Raw genomic sequence first — 18,016 nt, forward strand, 5'->3', positions numbered from 1 at the left:
GGCACGGTCCTCGGCTTACAACGGCTTGACGGTGAACAGACCGTCGTCATGGCCCTCTTCGGAGCCTCCGTAGACTTGTTCGGCGACGGTGCGGATGTTGCTGCCGCGCGCCTGCAGAATCTGGTCCATGGCGCCGGCAAACCAGCCGGTGAACATGTAGTCAACCTTGCGCCCGACCTTGCCATACACGTAGACGAATGCCGAGTGTTCGAGCTTGACGCTGGCGGTGCCTTTGTCGAGGTCGATGTCCTGGATCTTGAACAGGCCCCAGCCGCGTTGCGACAGGCGCTTCATGTAGTGCTCGAACACCGCGACGCCTTCCAGGCCGTGGCATTCGGCTTCTTTTTCACACCAGTGCCAGGCGGATTTGTAGCCGGCCTTGTAGAGGATTTCGGCGTAGGCATCAGCGCCCAGCACCTCTTCGATGCCCATGTGGTTGTTGACGAAGAAATGACGCGGCACGTACAGCATCGGCAAGGCGTCGGAGGTCCAGACACCGGTTTCGCTGTCGACTTCGATTGGCAATTGCGGGGCGATCTTGGCCATGGAAACTTAACTCCAGAAAATTCTTGGTAATGCCCCGGCACGAATGGCCGGGGGAGAAAAAACGGTGGCTTATTCGCCCCAGACGTCTTTCAGCACGTTGACCCAGTTCTCGCCCATAATCTTGCGCACCACGCGTTCGCTGTGGCCGCGCTTGAGCAGGGTCTCGGTCAGGTTGGGGAACTCGCCCACGGTGCGGATGCCCAGCGGGTTGATGATCTTGCCGAAGCTGGTCAGGCGGCGGGCGTAGCCCTTGTCATGGGTCAGCATTTCGAAGAAATCCTGGCCATGGCCCTGGGTGAAGTCGGTGCCGATGCCGATGGCGTCTTCGCCGACGATGTTCATGGTGTACTCGATGGCTTCGGCGTAGTCGTCGATGGTCGAATCGATACCCTTGGCCAGGAACGGCGCAAACATGGTCACGCCGACAAAGCCGCCGTGGTCGGCAATGAATTTGAGTTCTGCATCGGACTTGTTGCGCGGGTGCTCTTTAAGGCCGGACGGCAGGCAGTGGGAGTAGCACACCGGTTTTTTCGATTCGAGGATGACTTCTTCGCTGGTCTTGGAGCCGACGTGGGACAGGTCGCACATGATGCCGACACGGTTCATCTCACCGACAATTTCGCGCCCAAAGCCCGACAGCCCGCCGTCGCGCTCATAGCAGCCGGTGCCCACCAGGTTCTGGGTGTTGTAGCACATCTGCACCACGCCGACGCCGAGCTGCTTGAAGATCTCGACGTAGCCGAGCTGGTCTTCAAAGGCGTGGGCATTCTGGAAGCCGAAGATGATGCCAGTCTTGCCCTGCTCCTTGGCGCGGCGGATATCGGCGGTGGTTTTCACCGGGATCACCAGGTCGCTGTTCTCACGGATCAGGGTCTGGCTGGCCACGATGTTATTGATCGTGGCCTGGAAGCCTTCCCACACCGACACCGTGCAGTTGGCGGCGGTCAGGCCACCCTTGCGCATGTCCTCGAACAGGTCGCGGTTCCACTTGGCAATGATCAGCCCGTCGATAACGATGCTGTCGGCGTGCAGTTCGGCTGGGCTCATCAGGCGTCCCCTTATTGGCGATTCATGCGCCGAATCGTCTGCCGGCGCTTTGGGGCCAGCATATGCCCAGGGACTGAGCGAGCCGGGTGCAAAAACGACAGGGGAATTGCCGAAAGCGTCAATCCACGACAAAGGGTGCACAGACGTGTCTGTCCTGCATCTGTTCTTTGGCCTACGCTTGAGCCAGAATTCGACCCACCCACTGATATGAGAAGGCGCAATGAAACCGATTTTCCTGGCTTTGGCACTCCTCGCCACCGGCGTCCACGCGGCTGAAGACACCGACAGCACGCCGTGTGATGGCATCGAAAACGACAAACAGACCCTGGAATGCGCCTCCTACAACAAAACCACCGCCGAGCAGTTGTTGAAAGACAACTATCAAGGCCTGCTGGAACGCATGGGTTCTACCTACGCCAGCGACAAGACCAAACTGGCGGACATTACCGCTCGTCTGAAGGATGCCCAGCAGAAGTGGGAAAAACTGCGGGATGCTGATTGCGCGGTGGACACCTTCCCCGCAGTGACCGGAACCCGCGCCTACGCCATTGCGCAGAATGACTGCCTGGCGCGGATGAGTGATGAGCGGTCGGAGTTTTTGGAGTCGATTGGCCAGGAATAAGCGACAATCGCGCCCATCCTTTCTTCTGAACCAAGGCTACCCATGACTCTGTGCGGCATCGAAATCAAAGGCAGCGAAGCCATCATCGCCGTTGCCGCCCCGGACCTGACCCACGTCGCCATGGCCACCAAGAAAATCGCCCTTGAGGACGATGACGAAGCCGCCAACGTCAAAGCCTTCGCCAGCCAAGTGGCCGCGTTTGTGCGCGACAACGGCATCACCCGCATCGCGATCAAGAAACGCAGCAAGAAAGGCGAATTCGCCGGCGGCCCGACCACCTTCAAGATCGAAGGCGTGTTGCAGTTGCTGGACGGCGTTGAAGTGACGCTGCTGTCGCCGCAGACCATCAATGCGCAGTACAAGAAGCACAGCTTCGAACTGCCGGCGACGCTGAACAAGTATCAGCATGAGGCCTTCAAAACCGCGTGCTCGGCCTTGGTAAAAAAATAAGCCACACCACATATTCAATGTGGGAGCTGGCTTGCCTGCGATAGCCATGAGTATCTACACAACTCTCTGATACTTCTGGGCTCTGGGTTTTGGGCTGATGTAGGGGGCATATCCATTGCTGCGGTAACGGCAGCTATGGGTTCCGCCCTTACGGCGGCTCACTTTTGAACAGCGCAAAAGTAAGCAAAACGCTCTTGCCCCACCACTCGGTGCCTCGCCTAGGCTCGGCATGCCCGCAGTCAGGCATTGCTCCGTGGGCCCGCCGCGATCGGCCATCCATGGCCGTGTCGCGGCTACCCCGGCATCCTGCCGGGGTGCCCACTGCGCAATACCTGCCTGCGGCCATCGTGGTTTAACGGGGCGCCTAAGATCAAAAGCAGAGCAACAGCAACGCCAGAGCGCGAAGCTGCATTCCCCTGTGGGAGCGGGCTTGCTCGCGAATGCGGTGGGTCAGTGATGGATATATTGACTGACCCTCCGCATTCGCGAGCAAGCCCGCTCCCACAGGTATACGCGTAAGCCTCACCGATCAGGTCGGCTGTCAGGCCGCCTCGCTCTGCTTGTGATTTTGATCTTAGGCGCCCCGTTAAACCACGCTGGCCGTAATCCGATATTGATTTGGGGGGTAAACCGGCAGGACGCCGGTTTAGCCGCGCTGGGCCATGGATGGCCCATCGCGGCGGCCCCCCAAATCAATGTCGGATTACGGGCACACCGAGCCTAGGCGAGGTGCCGAGTGGTGGGGCAAGAGCGTTTTGCTTACTTTTGCGCTGTTCAAAAGTGAGCCGCCGTAAGGGCGGAACCCATACCCGCCGCGACCGCGGCAACGGATATATACACATACCCAGAAGAGCGGGTCGTGTAGATACTCATGCTGCGATAGCGGTGTATCAGTTGGCAGATAAGTTGCTGACCCACCGCTATCGCAGGCAAGCCAGCTCCCACATTTTGGTCGGCGTATGCCCTACCGCCGCCGATCCTCTCGCGGGCATTTGGCAAACCGTGCCCGGTAGCTGCGGGTGAAGTACGACGGTGACTCAAACCCACAGGCAATGCTCACTTCCAGCACGCTCATACCACTCTGGCGCAGCAATTTGCGGGCCTTCTCCAGGCGCAGGCCGAGGTAGAAGGTACTCGGTGTTTCGTTCAGATGCAGGCGAAACAGACGCTCCAGTTGCCGCCGCGTGACCTTGATCATCTGCGCCAGCGCCAGGGTGCTCAGGGGCGGTTCGGTGTGCTGTTCCATCTCGCCGATCACCTGCACCAGCTTCTGGTTGTTGATCCCGTAGCGCGTGGCGATCTGCATGCGCTGGTGATCCTTGCGCGGGCGGATGCGGCCCAGCACGAACTGTTCGGAGACCTGAATCGCCAACTCCGGGCCGTGGGCCTGGCTGATCAGGTCGAGCATCAGGTCGATGGAGGCGGTGCCACCGGCGCAGGTGATGCGCCGGCGGTCGATCTCGAACAGTTCCTGGGTCACGGCCAGTGCGGGATAGGATTCCTTGAAGGCATCGATGGCTTCCCAGTGCAGGGTCAGACGGTAGCCGTCGAGCAGGCCGGCCTGGGCCAGGACGAAGCTGCCGGTGTCGATGGCGCCGAGGGTCACGCCGTCATGCTCGAGGCGGCGCAGCCAGTGCTCCAGGGCTGGCGTGACGAACTCCAGGGGTTCGAAGCCGGCCACTACCAGCAAAGTCGCGTCTTTTTTCAGTGGTTCCAATCCGCCGTCAGCGTTGACCGACATGCCATTGCTCGCCAGCACCGCGCCGCCGTCCGCGCTCAGTACGTGCCAACGATACAGCTCGCCGCGAAAACGGTTGGCCACGCGCAGCGGTTCAATGGCAGAGATAAAGCCGATGGCTGAAAAGCCGGGCATCAGCAAAAAATAAAAGTCCTGGGACATGCAAGCGCTCTCGTCAGGCGGGCAGCGTGTGTTGTGTGTACGCCAGTTCAATCGCCCATTCAAGGGCACAGGTCGCTGCAGTGCAAGAGCGGGTCGCCGCCGTGCGTTTTACCGGGCATCAAGGTGGGTAACTTGGCGACACGGTGCGCAAAGACACCGGAACCCACAATAACGACCTGCCGAGGGATCCATCATGAACCGACTGATCAGCCGCTGCGTGCTCGCGCTCAGCGCCGTCTTGAGCACCAGCCTGTGGGCCGCCGATGCCGCCTCCTGTAAAAACGTGCGCATGGGTGTGGTGAACTGGACCGACGTGATCGCCACCAGCGCCATGACCCAGGTGCTGCTCGACGGCCTCGGCTACACCACCAAGCAAACCAGCGCCTCCCAGCAAATCATCTTCTCCGGCATTCGCGACCAGCGCCTGGACCTGTTCCTCGGCTACTGGAACCCGCTGATGACCCAGACCATCACGCCTTTTGTCGACGCCGGCCAAGTAAAAGTCCTCGATGCGCCCAGCCTCAAGGACGCCCGCGCCACCCTCGCGGTGCCGACCTACCTCGCCGACAAGGGCCTGAAAACCTTCGCCGACATCGCCAAGTTCCACAAAGAGCTGGGCGGCAAGATTTACGGCATCGAGCCCGGCTCGGGGGCCAATACCCAGATCAAGGCGATGATCGCCAAGAACCAGTTCGGCCTGGGCAAATTCCAGCTGGTGGAGTCCAGCGAGGCCGGCATGCTCGCCGCAGTGGACCGCGCCGTGCGCCGCAAGGAGGCCGTGGTGTTCTTCGGCTGGGCGCCGCACCCGATGAACGTCAATGTGCAGATGACCTACCTGTCGGGCAGCGAGGACGCCCTGGGCCCCAACGAAGGCATGGCCACGGTCTGGACCGTGACCACCCCGACCTACGCCGAGCAATGCCCGAATGTGCACAGGCTGCTGAGCAACCTGACGTTCACCGCTGCCGACGAGAGCCGGATGATGCAGCCGCTGCTGGAACACAAGGATGCCTTGGAATCTGCCAAACAGTGGCTCAAGGATCACCCCCAGGACCTGCAGCGCTGGCTGGAAGGCGTGACCACCTTCGACGGCAAGCCGGCTGCGGACAACCTGCAACTGAGCAGCAAATAACCTCTTTCGAATCACCGCTTCGCAGCTGATACCGGCTGCGAACGGCATCACTACGCCCGCCTGTAAGGAACCTGCCCCATGAACCACGACGTCATCATCACCTGCGCACTCACCGGTGCTGGCGACACGACCGCCAGAAGCCCACACGTGCCGGTCACCCCCAAACAAATCGCCGCGGCGGCGGTAGAGGCCGCCAAAGCCGGCGCCACCGTGGTGCATTGCCATGTGCGCGACCCGCAGACCGGCAAGTTCAGCCGCGACGTGGCGCTGTACCGCGAAGTGATGGAGCGCATCCGCGAGGCGGATATCGACATCATCGTCAACCTCACCGCCGGCATGGGTGGCGACCTGGAAATCGGTGGCGGCGAGAACCCCATGGCGTTCGGGCCCAACACCGACCTGGTCGGCCCGTTGACCCGCCTGGCCCACGTCGAAGAACTGCTGCCGGAAATCTGCACACTGGACTGCGGCACCCTGAACTTCGGCGATGGCGACACCATTTATGTCTCGACCCCGGCCCAATTGCGGGCGGGCGCCAAGCGCATCCTGGAACTGGGGGTGAAGGCCGAGCTGGAGATTTTCGATACCGGCCACTTGTGGTTCGCCAAGCAGATGATCAAGGAAGGCCTGCTCGACAACCCGTTGTTCCAACTGTGCCTGGGCATCCCCTGGGGCGCCCCGGCCGACACCACCACCATGAAGGCCATGGTCGACAACCTGCCGGCTGATGCGGTGTGGGCCGGCTTCGGGATTGGGCGCATGCAAATGCCGATGGCGGCGCAAGCCGTGCTGCTGGGCGGCAATGTGCGGGTCGGGCTGGAAGACAATTTGTGGTTGGACAAGGGCGTGCTGGCGACCAATGGGCAACTGGTGGAGCGTGCCGGGGAAATCCTCAGCCGCCTGGGCGCACGAGTGCTGAGCCCGGCTGAAGGCCGCATAAAAATGGGCCTGACCAAACGCAGCTGATCCCCCCGCCGCAACCCGCCCAAAAATGTAGGAGCTGGCTTGCCTGCGATAGCGGTGCATCAGTTGATACATATGGCACTGACCCACCGCTATCGCAGGCAAGCCAGCTCCCACAATGAACCTCTTTAGCACTGGAAATTACCCAAATGAGCTTTATCACCGAGATCAAAACCTTCGCCGCCCTGGGCAGCGGTGTCATCGGCAGTGGCTGGGTATCCCGCGCCCTCGCCCACGGCCTGGATGTGGTGGCCTGGGACCCGGCGCCAGGCGCCGAAGCGGCCCTGCGCAAACGTGTCGCCAATGCCTGGGGCGCCCTGGAAAAACAGGGCCTGGCACCGGGCGCCAGCCAGGACCGCCTGCGGTTTGTGGCGACCATCGAGGAATGCGTGCAAGACGCCGACTTCATCCAGGAAAGCGCCCCGGAACGCCTGGAACTGAAACTGGAGCTGCACAGCAAGATCAGTGCAGCGGCCAAGCCCAATGCGCTGATCGGTTCCAGCACCTCGGGCCTGCTGCCCAGTGAGTTTTATGAAGGTTCCACCCATCCGGAGCGCTGCGTGGTCGGTCACCCGTTCAACCCGGTGTACCTGCTGCCGCTGGTGGAAGTGGTGGGCGGCAAACACACCGCACCCGAAGCGATCCAGGCCGCCATAAAAGTCTACGAGTCCCTCGGCATGCGCCCCTTGCATGTGCGCAAGGAAGTCCCGGGTTTTATCGCCGACCGCTTGCTCGAAGCGCTGTGGCGCGAGGCGCTGCACCTGGTCAACGATGGTGTAGCAACCACCGGCGAGATCGACGATGCGATCCGCTTTGGCGCCGGTTTGCGCTGGTCGTTCATGGGCACGTTCCTGACCTACACCCTGGCCGGCGGCGACGCCGGGATGCGGCATTTCATGGCGCAATTCGGCCCGGCGTTGCAACTGCCATGGACGTACCTGCCTGCACCGGAACTGACGGACAAACTGATTGATGATGTGGTCGATGGCACCCGCGAGCAGTTGGGCAGCCATAGCATTTCAGCGTTGGAGCGCTATCGTGATGATTGTTTGCTGGCGGTGCTGGAGGCGGTGAAGACCACCAAGGCCAAACACGGCATGAGCTTCACTGAATAACCCTGTGGGAGCGGGCTTGCTCGCGAAAGCGATGCATCAGCACCGAATGCACCAACTGACACACCGCTTTCGCGAGCAAGCCCGCTCCCACATTTTGACTGCGTACACCTTGGGATTCATGACATGCCTACGCTGACCACCTACACCACCAAAATCATCCCCGACTGGGTCGATTACAACGGCCACCTGCGCGATGCGTTCTACCTGCTGATCTTCAGCTACGCCACCGATGCATTGATGGACACCCTGGGCCTGGACAGCGACCACCGCGAAGCCAGCGACCATTCGCTGTTCACCCTGGAACTGCACCTCAATTATCTGCACGAGGTGAAGCTGGGCGCCGAGGTTGAAGTGCATACCCAGTTGATCGCCCATGACAGCAAGCGCCTGCATCTTTATCACAGCCTGCATCGGGTCGGCGAAGCACGGGAACTGGCGGGCAATGAACAGATGCTGCTGCATGTGGACCTGGCCGGGCCACGTTCAGCACCGTTCAGCGAGGGGGTTGCCCAGCGCTTGGCGGCAATCAGTGCCGAGCAGGCAGACCTACCCCGGCCCGCCCTCCTCGGGCGCGTCATCGGCCTGCCGCAACGCTAACCCTGTAGGAGCGAGCTTGCTCGCGAAGAACGTGAACGATAACGCGCGCTGCCTGGTTAGACGCGGCGCCCTTGAGTTTTTCGCGAGCAAGCTCGCTCCTACAGACAAGCAGCCATAAAAAAGCCCCGATCAAGCCGTGACAGGATCGGGGCAGAGTGCTGTGTGAGCGTGCGGACTGAGGGTGACCAAACCTTCATGCTGCTTGCTTGAAAACCAGTGTGCCTGCAACCACCCTCGGTAACTGGCCCGAAAACGACCTGCTCATAGTCGTTCCAGCCATTGCGTCATTCAGCCCTTGCCGACCCGCTGGCAGCCCACCAGAATCAAAGGCTCCCCTAACCAGGATGAACATCATGATGCACGCGGATTTGATTGATCAGGATGACCTGTTGAGCCAACTGCGCTCCCTGGGTTTCGAGGTGTCCAGCGGCGCCACCGCCGAGCAGGCCTGTGAATGCGCAGTGCGCGGCTTGAGTGAAGCGCGGGCCAAGGCGCTCAAGGGCATGGTTGAACAGATGTACACCGGCAGTGCGACGATTCTGCCGGCGGTGCGCCAGGCGATTGATAAGCAGCTGTTGCCGGCCCTGGTGCAGTTCAAGCAGAACTCCGGGGCCTGATACACCGCATTCGCGAGCAAGCCCGCTCCCACCTTTGACTGCATTTCAAAGGTGGAACTCGGTCAAATGTGGGAGCGGGCTTGCTCGCGAATACAGACGCCTCGATCTACAACCTTACACTGGCAAACGTCGACTCATTGCGCGCCTGGCTCAGCGCCGACATTGGCCCGGCCAACGGTGACAACACCAACGCCTGCGGGATCGGCATCATCGCCACTTGCTGGGTGGTGTTGGAACCTACGCGCTCATCCCGTGGCGGAATGCCGAAGTATTCGCGGTAGCACTTGGAGAAGTGCGGCGTGGACACAAACCCGCACACCGAGGCCACTTCGATGATCGACATTGGCGTTTGCTTGAGCAACTGCCGCGCACGAATCAGGCGTAGCTTGAGGTAGTAGCGCGACGGCGAACAGTGCAGGTATTTCTGGAACAGCCGCTCCAGCTGGCGCCGCGAGACGGCGACGTACACGGCCAGTTCATCAAGGTCGATCGGCTCCTCCAGGTTGGCTTCCATCAGTGCGACGATTTCCTGCAGCTTCGGCTGGTTGGTGCCGAGCATGTGCTTGAGCGGCACGCGCTGGTGATCCTGTTCGTTGCGGATGCGTTCGTACACGAACATCTCGGAAATCGCCGCCGACAGTTCACGGCCGTGGTCGCGGCTGATCAGGTGCAGCATCATGTCCAGCGGCGCGGTGCCGCCCGAACTGGTGAAGCGATTGCGGTCGAGGGTAAACAGGCGTGTGCTCATGGACACCCGTGGGAAGGCTTCCTGCATCGACGCCAGGCATTCCCAGTGCACGCTGCAATCAAACCCGTCAAGCAGGCCGGCGCAGGCCAGGGCCCAGCTACCGGTGCACACTGCGCCGAGGCGACGGGACTGGCGCGCCTGGCTTTGCAGCCACGACACATGTTCACGGGTCACAGTGCGCTGGATACCCACGCCACCGCAGACAATCACGGTGTCCAGGGCCGGGGCTTTGTGCATGGAGCAATCGGGGGTGATTTGCAGGCCATCGCTGGCCCATACCTGGTTGCCGTCGACGCTCAAGGTGGTCCAGCGATACAGCTCGCGGCCGGACAATTGGTTGGCCATGCGCAGCGGTTCCACTGCGGACGCCAGGGAAATCAGCGTGAAATTGTCCAGCAGCAAAAAGCCGATGGATTGAGGCGCACGGTTCTGGGGTTGGGCCCCGGAGTTGAACGACGTCATCGCGGTATCTCCTCACACAAAGCAGGTGATGGCCTCAGGCGAGGCTCTTGTTATTGCGCTCTTCATCCATCAGGAGAGAGGCTTTGGATTGATAGAGCAAATGCCATGCCTAAAGTTGAATAGGTATTCAATAACTCCTGAAAACGACCTGTTGAGGTGTCTATATAAGCCCACGCCCGGCGTGAGGATATGACTCGGAAAAAGCCTACGCTCAGGGTCTGTGAGCAGATCGGTAGCACTTGTGGGAAGGCGCTTTCAGGGCGTAGGAAAAGTGTGTCACCACACGCACAGGTGACGGGTGGTAAGGAGGGTGATCGTTCGCAAGCTACTTATCTGTTTGCGACGCGCTAAAAGGTGGCGCTTTTGGTTGGGGTGTTCACTTTATGAGCAGTGTTGTTTGAACTACCGCCATCGCGGCATCGGTACCTACACAACTTTCAGACACTGACGCCCCCCTGTGGCGAGCGGGCTTGCCCCGCGCTGGGCTGCGAAGCAGCCCCAGTTAAGCCGAGTGCGGTGTATCAGATACTTCGTAGCGGCTGGTTTTGGGGCTGCTTCGCAGCCCAACGCGGGGCAAGCCCGCTCGCCACAGGGGAGTTCGTCATTTTTCTGTGAACTGTGTAGGTACCGATGCTGCGATAGCGCTATCACCGGTTCAACACTCCACAGCACTCACCGCCAACCCACCCCGCGATGTTTCCTTGTACTTGTCATGCATATCCGCGCCGGTATCGCGCATGGTTCGGATCACTCGGTCCAGGGAGATAAAGTGCTGGCCGTCGCCGCGCAGGGCCATTTGCGCCGCGTTGATCGCCTTGACCGCTGCAATCGCATTGCGCTCGATGCACGGCACTTGCACCAGGCCACCCACCGGGTCGCAGGTCAGGCCCAGGTTGTGTTCCAGGCCGATTTCGGCGGCGTTGCACACTTGCTCCGGGGTCGCGCCGAGAATCTCTGCCAGCCCCGCCGCCGCCATGGCGCAGGCCGAACCGACTTCACCCTGGCAACCCACTTCGGCGCCGGAGATCGAAGCGTTCTTCTTGCACAGGATGCCGATGGCCGCCGCACCGAGGAAGTAATCCACCACATTGGCCTCGGTGACTTGCTCACTGAACTTCATAAAGTAGTGCAGCACCGCCGGGATGATCCCCGCCGCGCCGTTGGTCGGTGCGGTGACCATGCGCCCACCGGCGGCATTTTCTTCGTTGACCGCCAGGGCAAACAGGTTCACCCACTCCATGGCGCTCAAGGTCGAGCCGATCACATTCGGCTTGCCCAATTCCTGCAGGCTGCGGTGCAACTTGGCGGCGCGGCGGCGCACGTTCAGGCCGCCGGGCAGGATGCCTTCGTGCTTGAGGCCCTGCTCGACGCAGTCCTGCATGGCGCGCCAGAGTTTCATCAGGCCACTGCGGATTTCTTCCTCCGAGCGCCAGACCTTTTCGTTGGCCAGCATCAATTCGGCAACGCGCAGGTTGTGGGTGTTACACAACTGCATCAACTCCACCGCGCTGGAAAACTCGTAGGGCAGTTCGGTGCGATCCATATCGGCCACGCCGCTGCGCGCCTGGGCTTCATCCACCACAAAACCGCCCCCCACCGAATAGTAGGTATCGCGATGCAATTCGGTCTGGGCGCCGTAGACCACCAGGGTCATGGCGTTGGGATGGAACGGCAGGTTTTCGTCGATCAGGCGCATGTCCCGCGACCATACAAAGGGCACCGGCACGCGGTTGTCCAGCAGCAGCGTCTGCGTCTCGCGCAGGGTCTCGATGCGCAGGCCGATCTGCGACGGATCAATCGCGTCCGGCCATTCGCCCATCAGCCCCATGATCACCGCGTTGTCGCTGCCATGGCCGATGCCGGTGGCCGACAGCGAGCCATACAGCTGAACTTCGACGCGCTGCACCTGTTCCAAAAGAGCACGTTCACGCAAGTTTTGGACAAACAACGCCGCGGCACGCATGGGGCCGACGGTGTGGGAACTGGACGGCCCGATGCCGATCTTGAACAGGTCGAAAACGCTGATAGCCATTGCGCGAAACTCCTCGATAGCACAGGCCAGGCGCAATAACGCCTGGTGGCGGAGCTGCTACGCTCAAGTCGCCCAGATGGCGGCATCATCAAGCTTTCGTTGCGCCGTCCGGCGTCTCACACCGACATACCCATGCTCACCAGCGTCGTCCCCGCGCAATGGGGCGTAATCGCCGTTTTTTGCGGCGCAGATCGAGAAAAAGTGCAGTTTTGCCTGTGGAAAAACCTGTATGCGACGTCACCGACACTGGATACGACCATCCCTGTACTGGATACGACGCACCCTGTAGGCGTCAGATTTTCACTGGTCCATGATCAGTCTCGACTCGTTTGCAAGGCACCGAGGCTGCACGTTGCTCGCACGCCCCAACTGCAACACTTATAAGCGCGGTCTAGCACCGCCGGAAAAACACCAGGAGTCCAAACCCATGAAAGGTTCCCACCCGTTGTTGTTGGCCGCCATGCTGAGTCTTCCCTTTGCGGCCCACGCTGCTGATCCCGAGCAGTGCAGCACCGTCAACTTCTCCGATGTCGGCTGGACCGATATCACCGTCACTACCGCCACCACCAGCGAGATCCTCAAGGGCCTGGGCTACAAGCCTCGCACCACGATGATTTCCGTACCCGTGACCTACAAGTCCCTGGCCGACGGCAAGAACATGGACATCTTCCTCGGCAACTGGATGCCGACCATGGAGAACGACATCAAGCAATACCGCGATGCCGGCACCGTGGAAACCGTGCGCGCCAACCTGGAAAACGCCAAGTACACCCTGGCAGTGCCACAAGCGCTGTACGACAAAGGCCTGAAGGACTTTGCCGATATCGCCAAGTTCAAGAAGGAGCTGGATGGCAAGATCTATGGCATCGAGCCGGGCAATGACGGCAACCGCACCATTCAGACGCTGATCGACAAGGATGCCTTTGGCTTGAAATCGGCCGGTTTCAAGATCGTCGAATCCAGCGAAGCCGGGATGCTCTCCCAGGTCGAGCGCGCCAGCAAACGCGACAAGGCCATCGTGTTCCTCGGCTGGGAACCGCACCCGATGAACACCCGCTTCAAGATGAAGTACCTGACCGGCGGTGACGATTCATTCGGCCCCAACTATGGCCAGGCCACCATCTACACCAATACCCGCAAGGGCTACTCCGAGGAATGCAGCAACGTGGGCCAGTTGCTGAAAAACCTGGTGTTCACCCTGGACATGGAAAGCACCCTGATGGGTAACGTCCTCGACGACAAAATGAAACCCGATGCCGCCGCCAAGGCCTGGCTGAAGAAGAACCCACAAGTACTCGACACCTGGCTCGCCGGGGTCACCACCCTTGATGGCAAACCAGGACTTGCCGCCGTGAAAGCCTACCTCGACAAGTAATCGCTGACCCTGGGCCGGCGTGCCGGCCCAGGATGTTTTCCCTCTTCGCATGTGGACATTCACTACCATGCTGACTGAACAGAAAATCCCACTAGGCCAGTACATCGCTGCCTTCGTCGAATGGTTGACGCAGAACGGCGCCGATTATTTCGACGCGATCGCATCGACACTGGAAACGATGATCCACGGCGTGACGTTCGCGCTGACCTGGTTCAATCCGCTGGCATTGATCGGTCTGATTGCGCTGCTTGCACACTACATTCAACGTAAATGGGGGCTGACTGTTTTTGTGATTGCCTCCTTCCTGCTGATCCTCAACCTGGGGTACTGGCAGGAAACCATGGAGACCCTGGCCCAGGTGCTGTTCGCCACCCTGGTCTGCGTGGTGATCGGTGTGCCGCTGGGCATTGTTGCCGCGCACAAGCCGATGTTCTACACGATGATGCGGCCGGTGCTCGATCTGATGCAGACCGTGCCGACCTTCGTCTACCTCATCCCGACCCTGACCCTTTTCGGGCTGGGTGTGGTGCCCGGTCTGATCTCCACGGTGGTGTTCGCAATCGCCGCGCCGATCCGCCTGACCTACTTGGGCATCCGCGATGTACCGCAAGAACTGATGGATGCCGGCAAGGCCTTTGGCTGCTCGCGCCGCCAGTTGCTCTCGCGCATCGAACTGCCCCACGCCATGCCGAGCATTGCTGCCGGTATTACCCAATGCATCATGCTGTCGTTGTCGATGGTGGTAATCGCGGCCCTGGTGGGCGCCGACGGCCTCGGCAAACCCGTGGTCAACGCGCTGAACACCGCCGACATTGCCCTGGGCTTTGAAGCGGGCCTGGCGATTGTGCTGCTGGCCATCATGCTCGACCGCATCTGCAAACAACCCGACGCCAAAGTAGGGGGTGATGCATGAGCATTATCCGATTCGACAATGTCGATGTGATCTTCTCCAAAGACCCACGCGAAGCCCTCAAGCTGCTGGACGAGGGGATGCACCGCAACGAAATCCTGAAAAAGACCGGGCAGATTGTCGGCGTGGAAAAGGCCAGCCTGGATATCGAGAAAGGCGAGATCTGCGTGTTGATGGGCCTGTCCGGTTCCGGCAAGTCGAGCCTGTTGCGCTGTATCAACGGCCTTAACACCGTGAGCCGTGGCAAGTTGTTTGTGGAGCATGAAGGTCGCCAGATCGACATCGCTTCGTGCACTCCGGCAGAGCTGAAAATGATGCGCACCAAGCGCATCGCCATGGTGTTCCAGAAGTTCGCCCTGATGCCTTGGCTGACGGTGCGCGAAAACATCAGCTTTGGCCTGGAGATGCAGGGTCGCCCCGAGAAGGAGCGGCGCAAGCTGGTGGACGAAAAGCTCGAACTGGTCGGCCTGACCCAATGGCGCAACAAGAAGCCCGACGAACTCTCAGGCGGTATGCAGCAGCGCGTCGGCCTGGCCCGCGCCCTGGCGATGGACGCCGATATCCTGCTGATGGACGAACCCTTCTCGGCCCTCGACCCGCTGATCCGCCAGGGCCTGCAGGACGAATTGCTGGAGCTGCAACGCAAGCTGAGCAAGACCATCGTGTTCGTCAGCCACGACCTCGACGAGGCACTCAAGCTGGGTAGCCGCATCGCGATCATGAAGGACGGCAAGATCATCCAGTACAGCGTGCCGGAAGAGATCGTGCTGAACCCGGCGGATGACTATGTGCGCACCTTCGTCGCCCATACCAACCCGCTCAACGTGTTGTGCGGCCGCAGCCTGATGCGCACCCTGGACAACTGCAAGCGGGTCAACGGTTCGGTGTGCCTGGATCCGGGCGGCGACTCATGGCTGGACCTGGCTGAAGGCAACACCATCCAGGGCGCACGGCAAAATGGCGTAGCAATGAGCCTGCAGAACTGGGCGCCAGGGCAAGCCGTGGAAGGCCTGGGGCGGTTGCCGACGTTGGTGGATTCGAATATCGGCATGCGTGACGCGTTGCAGATTCGCTACCAGACCGGCAACAAGCTGGTGCTGCACGACAACAACAGGGTGGTGGGGATTCTGGGAGACAGCGAGCTATACCACGCCCTGCTGGGCAAGAACCTGGGCTGAAGACCCAACTGAAGGAACTGGATCAATGTAGGAGCGAGCTTGCTCGCGAAGAACTCACAGGCACCGGGTTCCTCCAGGAAACACGCGTTATCGTTGACGTTTTTCGCGAGCAAGCTCGCTCCTACATTTGATCACATTGCCAAGTTTGAACAGGCGGTGTCAGTGACGACACCGCCGGCTTTTATCAGCTATAGACACGGCCAAGGAGCTGCCGATGGCTTTCAAACTGATCGAGCACATCCCGGGTGATCTGCTCCTGGGTGAAGCCCATCAGGTCGTATTCCTGACCGCCGTTGTGCAGGTAGACCTCGGCGCGGTAGTAGCGCGCACGCTCCTCGTCCGCCTCGATCGACTCACTCGGCGCCGCCAGGTAACCGTCCAGGCTCACCTCGTAGACAAACGGGTTGCCTTCCATCTCGATCCGCACGCCAATGCAGCGCTTGGATTTACCCAGCAGCGTCTGCACATCCAGCCCTTGGGCGCGCAGGGCCACGGCGGCTTCTTCCAGGGCCGGGGTGACTTTCTTGTCCATGAAGCGCTGCACCACAGCCTGGCTCGGTTGCAGGTCCTGGGCAGTCAGGCGCTCGCTGAAACCACGACGGCCGCGTTCGGCCAATTGCGCCTGCTCCTGTTCGATGGCCACGTCCTGGCGCATGGCCTTGTGCAGACCGAACATAAAGAAGATCAACACCACCGAGAACGGCAGGCCCGCCAACACCACCATGGTCTGCATGGCTTCAAAGTTGCCGGCAAACAGCAAGCCGATGGTCACCAGGGTGATTACCGCCGACCAGAAGATCCGCAGCCAGTGCGGCGCATCCTCATCCACGTTGCCGCCTTTGCACGACAGGTTGGCCATCATCACCGCGCCGGAATCCGCCGGCGTCAGGAACAGCACAAAGCCGACAAAGATCGACACGCCGATCACCACTTTCGACGCCGGGTAGTATTCCAGCAACTGGTAGATCGCCATGGATGGCTGCTCCAGCGCGGTCTTGCCCAGCTCCACGGCACCGTGGTTGAGCACCAGGTCCAGGGCCGAGTTGCCGAAGATCGACAGCCACGCCAGGGTAAAGCCCAGCGGGATCAGCAGTACGCCCGCCACCAGTTCACGCACGGTACGGCCGCGGGAAATACGCGCGATGAACATACCCACGAATGGCGCCCAGGAAATCCACCAGGCCCAGTAGAACAGGGTCCACAGGCCCATCCAGCGCTCGGACTTCTCGCCATCTCCTTCGTAGACGTACAGGTCGAAGGTCTTGAGTACCAGGCCGTTCATGTAGTCGCCGATGTTCTGCACAAAGCCGTTGAGCAGGTGCAGGGTCGGGCCAAACAGCAGCACGAAAATCAGCAGGCCGCTGAACAGCACAATGTTCAAGTTGGACAGGCGGCGAATGCCGTTTTCCACACCCGACACAGCAGCGATGGTCGCCACGGTGCTCATCACGATGATCACGATCAGCAGGTTGGTGTTGCTGTGCTCCATGCCGAACAGGTTTTCCAACCCCGACGACACTTGCATCGAACCAATCCCCAGGTTCGTCACCAGGCCCAGCAGGGTCACGAACATGCCGAAGCCGTCCACCGCGTGACCGGCCGCGCCTTTGACCCAACGCTCGCCCATCAATGGGTACAACGCCGAGCGCAGCGCCAACGGCTGGTTATGCCGGTAGGCAAAGTACGCCACGGCCAGGCCGACCAGTGCGTAGATCGCCCAGCCATGCAGGCCCCAGTGCAGGAAGGTCAACTGCAACGCCTGGCGTGCGGCCATGTGGGTGGCGGCGGCGCCTTCAGGCGGGTTGAAGTAGTGGTCCAACGGCTCGGACGCGCCGAAGTACAGCAACGAAATGCCGATGCCCGAAGAGAACAACATGCCGGCCCAGGCGCCGTAGCTGAAGTCTGGAGTGTCGGCCTTGCTGCCCAGCTTCAATTTGCCGTAGGAGGAAAACGCCAGGCCCACCACGAATACCAGGTAGGCGGCGATGACCACCATGTAGTACCAGCCAAAGCTTTTCGAGAGCCAGGTCTGGGCGACTCCCAGCATTCTGCCGGCCTCTTGCGGGGCGATGATCAGAACGGCGGTCAACAACAGGATCAACGCGGTGGAGGTGTAGAACACCCAACCGTTGACCCGCACCTTTTCCGGTGGGGTCTTTATTAGAGAGGCAGAACTCATGGCACAGAGGCTCCGGGCAGTGCGAGAGAGGACACAAGGCAGCGCTTGACCCGCGCCATCGATTTTTCGGCAGTCGACGGACGGGTGTTATAAAGACATCCCGAAAAACCCCGAACCCCAGCGAAGCGCTGTCACGGGCTGTT

16 protein-coding genes are annotated in these 18,016 nt (G+C 60.7%); 10 read left to right on the plus strand and 6 right to left on the minus strand.

The window, feature by feature from the left end:
* Nucleotides 1-15: 15 nt before the first annotated feature.
* Together JTY93_RS25095 and JTY93_RS25100 are read right to left on the minus strand one after the other, a co-directional pair.
* Nucleotides 16-546, minus strand: coding sequence for a DUF5943 domain-containing protein (locus JTY93_RS25095; protein WP_003194877.1), 531 nt, complete (start codon nucleotides 544-546; stop codon nucleotides 16-18).
* 69 nt (nucleotides 547-615) lie between these two features.
* Entirely contained in the window at nucleotides 616-1,593 is a 978-nt protein-coding gene (locus tag JTY93_RS25100) for a dipeptidase (protein WP_032858660.1), read from the minus strand.
* A 220-nt stretch (nucleotides 1,594-1,813) separates the two neighbouring features.
* On the opposite strand from JTY93_RS25100, the gene JTY93_RS25105 reads away from it, so the two are divergent.
* Together JTY93_RS25105 and JTY93_RS25110 are read left to right on the plus strand one after the other, a co-directional pair.
* A complete protein-coding gene (locus JTY93_RS25105; protein WP_205480277.1) occupies nucleotides 1,814-2,215 on the plus strand; it encodes a lysozyme inhibitor LprI family protein in 402 nt (133 codons plus the stop codon).
* 42 nt (nucleotides 2,216-2,257) lie between these two features.
* Nucleotides 2,258-2,665, plus strand: a complete 408-nt coding sequence (locus JTY93_RS25110) for a DUF3010 family protein (RefSeq protein WP_205480279.1) — start codon at nucleotides 2,258-2,260, stop codon at nucleotides 2,663-2,665.
* A gap of 964 nt (nucleotides 2,666-3,629) precedes the next feature.
* Here the strand turns inward: JTY93_RS25110 and JTY93_RS25115 are convergent.
* Entirely contained in the window at nucleotides 3,630-4,565 is a 936-nt protein-coding gene (locus JTY93_RS25115; protein ID WP_205478017.1) for a GlxA family transcriptional regulator, read from the minus strand.
* Between the two features lie 193 nt (nucleotides 4,566-4,758).
* On the opposite strand from JTY93_RS25115, the gene JTY93_RS25120 reads away from it, so the two are divergent.
* The 5 genes from JTY93_RS25120 to JTY93_RS25140 all read left to right on the plus strand — a co-directional run bounded on the left by JTY93_RS25120 (nucleotide 4,759) and on the right by JTY93_RS25140 (nucleotide 8,989).
* Complete coding sequence (locus JTY93_RS25120) at nucleotides 4,759-5,697, plus strand: choline ABC transporter substrate-binding protein (RefSeq protein WP_205478016.1); 939 nt, start codon at nucleotides 4,759-4,761, stop codon at nucleotides 5,695-5,697.
* 78 nt (nucleotides 5,698-5,775) lie between these two features.
* Nucleotides 5,776-6,663 carry a 3-dehydrocarnitine:acetyl-CoA trimethylamine transferase CdhC gene (gene cdhC / locus JTY93_RS25125; protein ID WP_205478015.1) on the plus strand — a complete coding sequence of 296 codons (888 nt, stop codon included), beginning with the start codon at nucleotides 5,776-5,778 and terminating at the stop codon, nucleotides 6,661-6,663.
* 146 nt (nucleotides 6,664-6,809) lie between these two features.
* Nucleotides 6,810-7,775, plus strand: a complete 966-nt coding sequence (locus JTY93_RS25130; protein ID WP_205478014.1) for an L-carnitine dehydrogenase — start codon at nucleotides 6,810-6,812, stop codon at nucleotides 7,773-7,775.
* A 123-nt stretch (nucleotides 7,776-7,898) separates the two neighbouring features.
* On the plus strand, nucleotides 7,899-8,372 hold the full coding sequence (locus JTY93_RS25135) for a thioesterase family protein (protein ID WP_205478013.1): 474 nt from the start codon (nucleotides 7,899-7,901) through the stop codon (nucleotides 8,370-8,372).
* A gap of 353 nt (nucleotides 8,373-8,725) precedes the next feature.
* Nucleotides 8,726-8,989 (plus strand): hypothetical protein, encoded by a 264-nt coding sequence (locus JTY93_RS25140; RefSeq protein WP_029300669.1) that lies wholly within the window; start codon nucleotides 8,726-8,728, stop codon nucleotides 8,987-8,989.
* A gap of 106 nt (nucleotides 8,990-9,095) precedes the next feature.
* Here JTY93_RS25140 and gbdR read toward each other — a convergent pair whose 3' ends face one another.
* Both gbdR and JTY93_RS25150 read right to left on the minus strand, forming a co-directional pair.
* Nucleotides 9,096-10,199: a choline metabolism transcriptional regulator GbdR gene (gbdR, locus tag JTY93_RS25145; RefSeq protein WP_029300670.1), complete on the minus strand. Its 1,104-nt coding sequence runs from the start codon at nucleotides 10,197-10,199 to the stop codon at nucleotides 9,096-9,098.
* Between the two features lie 655 nt (nucleotides 10,200-10,854).
* Complete coding sequence (locus tag JTY93_RS25150) at nucleotides 10,855-12,231, minus strand: L-serine ammonia-lyase (protein WP_205478012.1); 1,377 nt, start codon at nucleotides 12,229-12,231, stop codon at nucleotides 10,855-10,857.
* 427 nt (nucleotides 12,232-12,658) lie between these two features.
* On the opposite strand from JTY93_RS25150, the gene JTY93_RS25155 reads away from it, so the two are divergent.
* The 3 genes from JTY93_RS25155 (at nucleotide 12,659) to choV (ending at nucleotide 15,694) form a co-directional block, all read left to right on the plus strand.
* On the plus strand, nucleotides 12,659-13,606 hold the full coding sequence (locus JTY93_RS25155) for a choline ABC transporter substrate-binding protein (RefSeq protein WP_205478011.1): 948 nt from the start codon (nucleotides 12,659-12,661) through the stop codon (nucleotides 13,604-13,606).
* A gap of 67 nt (nucleotides 13,607-13,673) precedes the next feature.
* A complete protein-coding gene (choW, locus tag JTY93_RS25160; RefSeq protein WP_032858679.1) occupies nucleotides 13,674-14,519 on the plus strand; it encodes a choline ABC transporter permease subunit in 846 nt (281 codons plus the stop codon).
* The gene (gene choV / locus JTY93_RS25165; protein WP_205478010.1) at nucleotides 14,516-15,694 is read left to right on the plus strand and encodes a choline ABC transporter ATP-binding protein; all 1,179 of its coding nucleotides are present in this window, start codon (nucleotides 14,516-14,518) and stop codon (nucleotides 15,692-15,694) included. The genes choW and choV overlap by 4 nt, the downstream gene beginning before the upstream one ends.
* 184 nt (nucleotides 15,695-15,878) lie before the next feature.
* Here choV and JTY93_RS25170 read toward each other — a convergent pair whose 3' ends face one another.
* On the minus strand, nucleotides 15,879-17,816 hold the full coding sequence (locus tag JTY93_RS25170) for a BCCT family transporter (RefSeq protein ID WP_232545555.1): 1,938 nt from the start codon (nucleotides 17,814-17,816) through the stop codon (nucleotides 15,879-15,881).
* Nucleotides 17,817-18,016: the final 200 nt, after the last annotated feature.

The organism is Pseudomonas hygromyciniae (assembly GCF_016925675.1).
Classification (GTDB): Bacteria; Pseudomonadota; Gammaproteobacteria; order Pseudomonadales; family Pseudomonadaceae; genus Aquipseudomonas; species Aquipseudomonas hygromyciniae.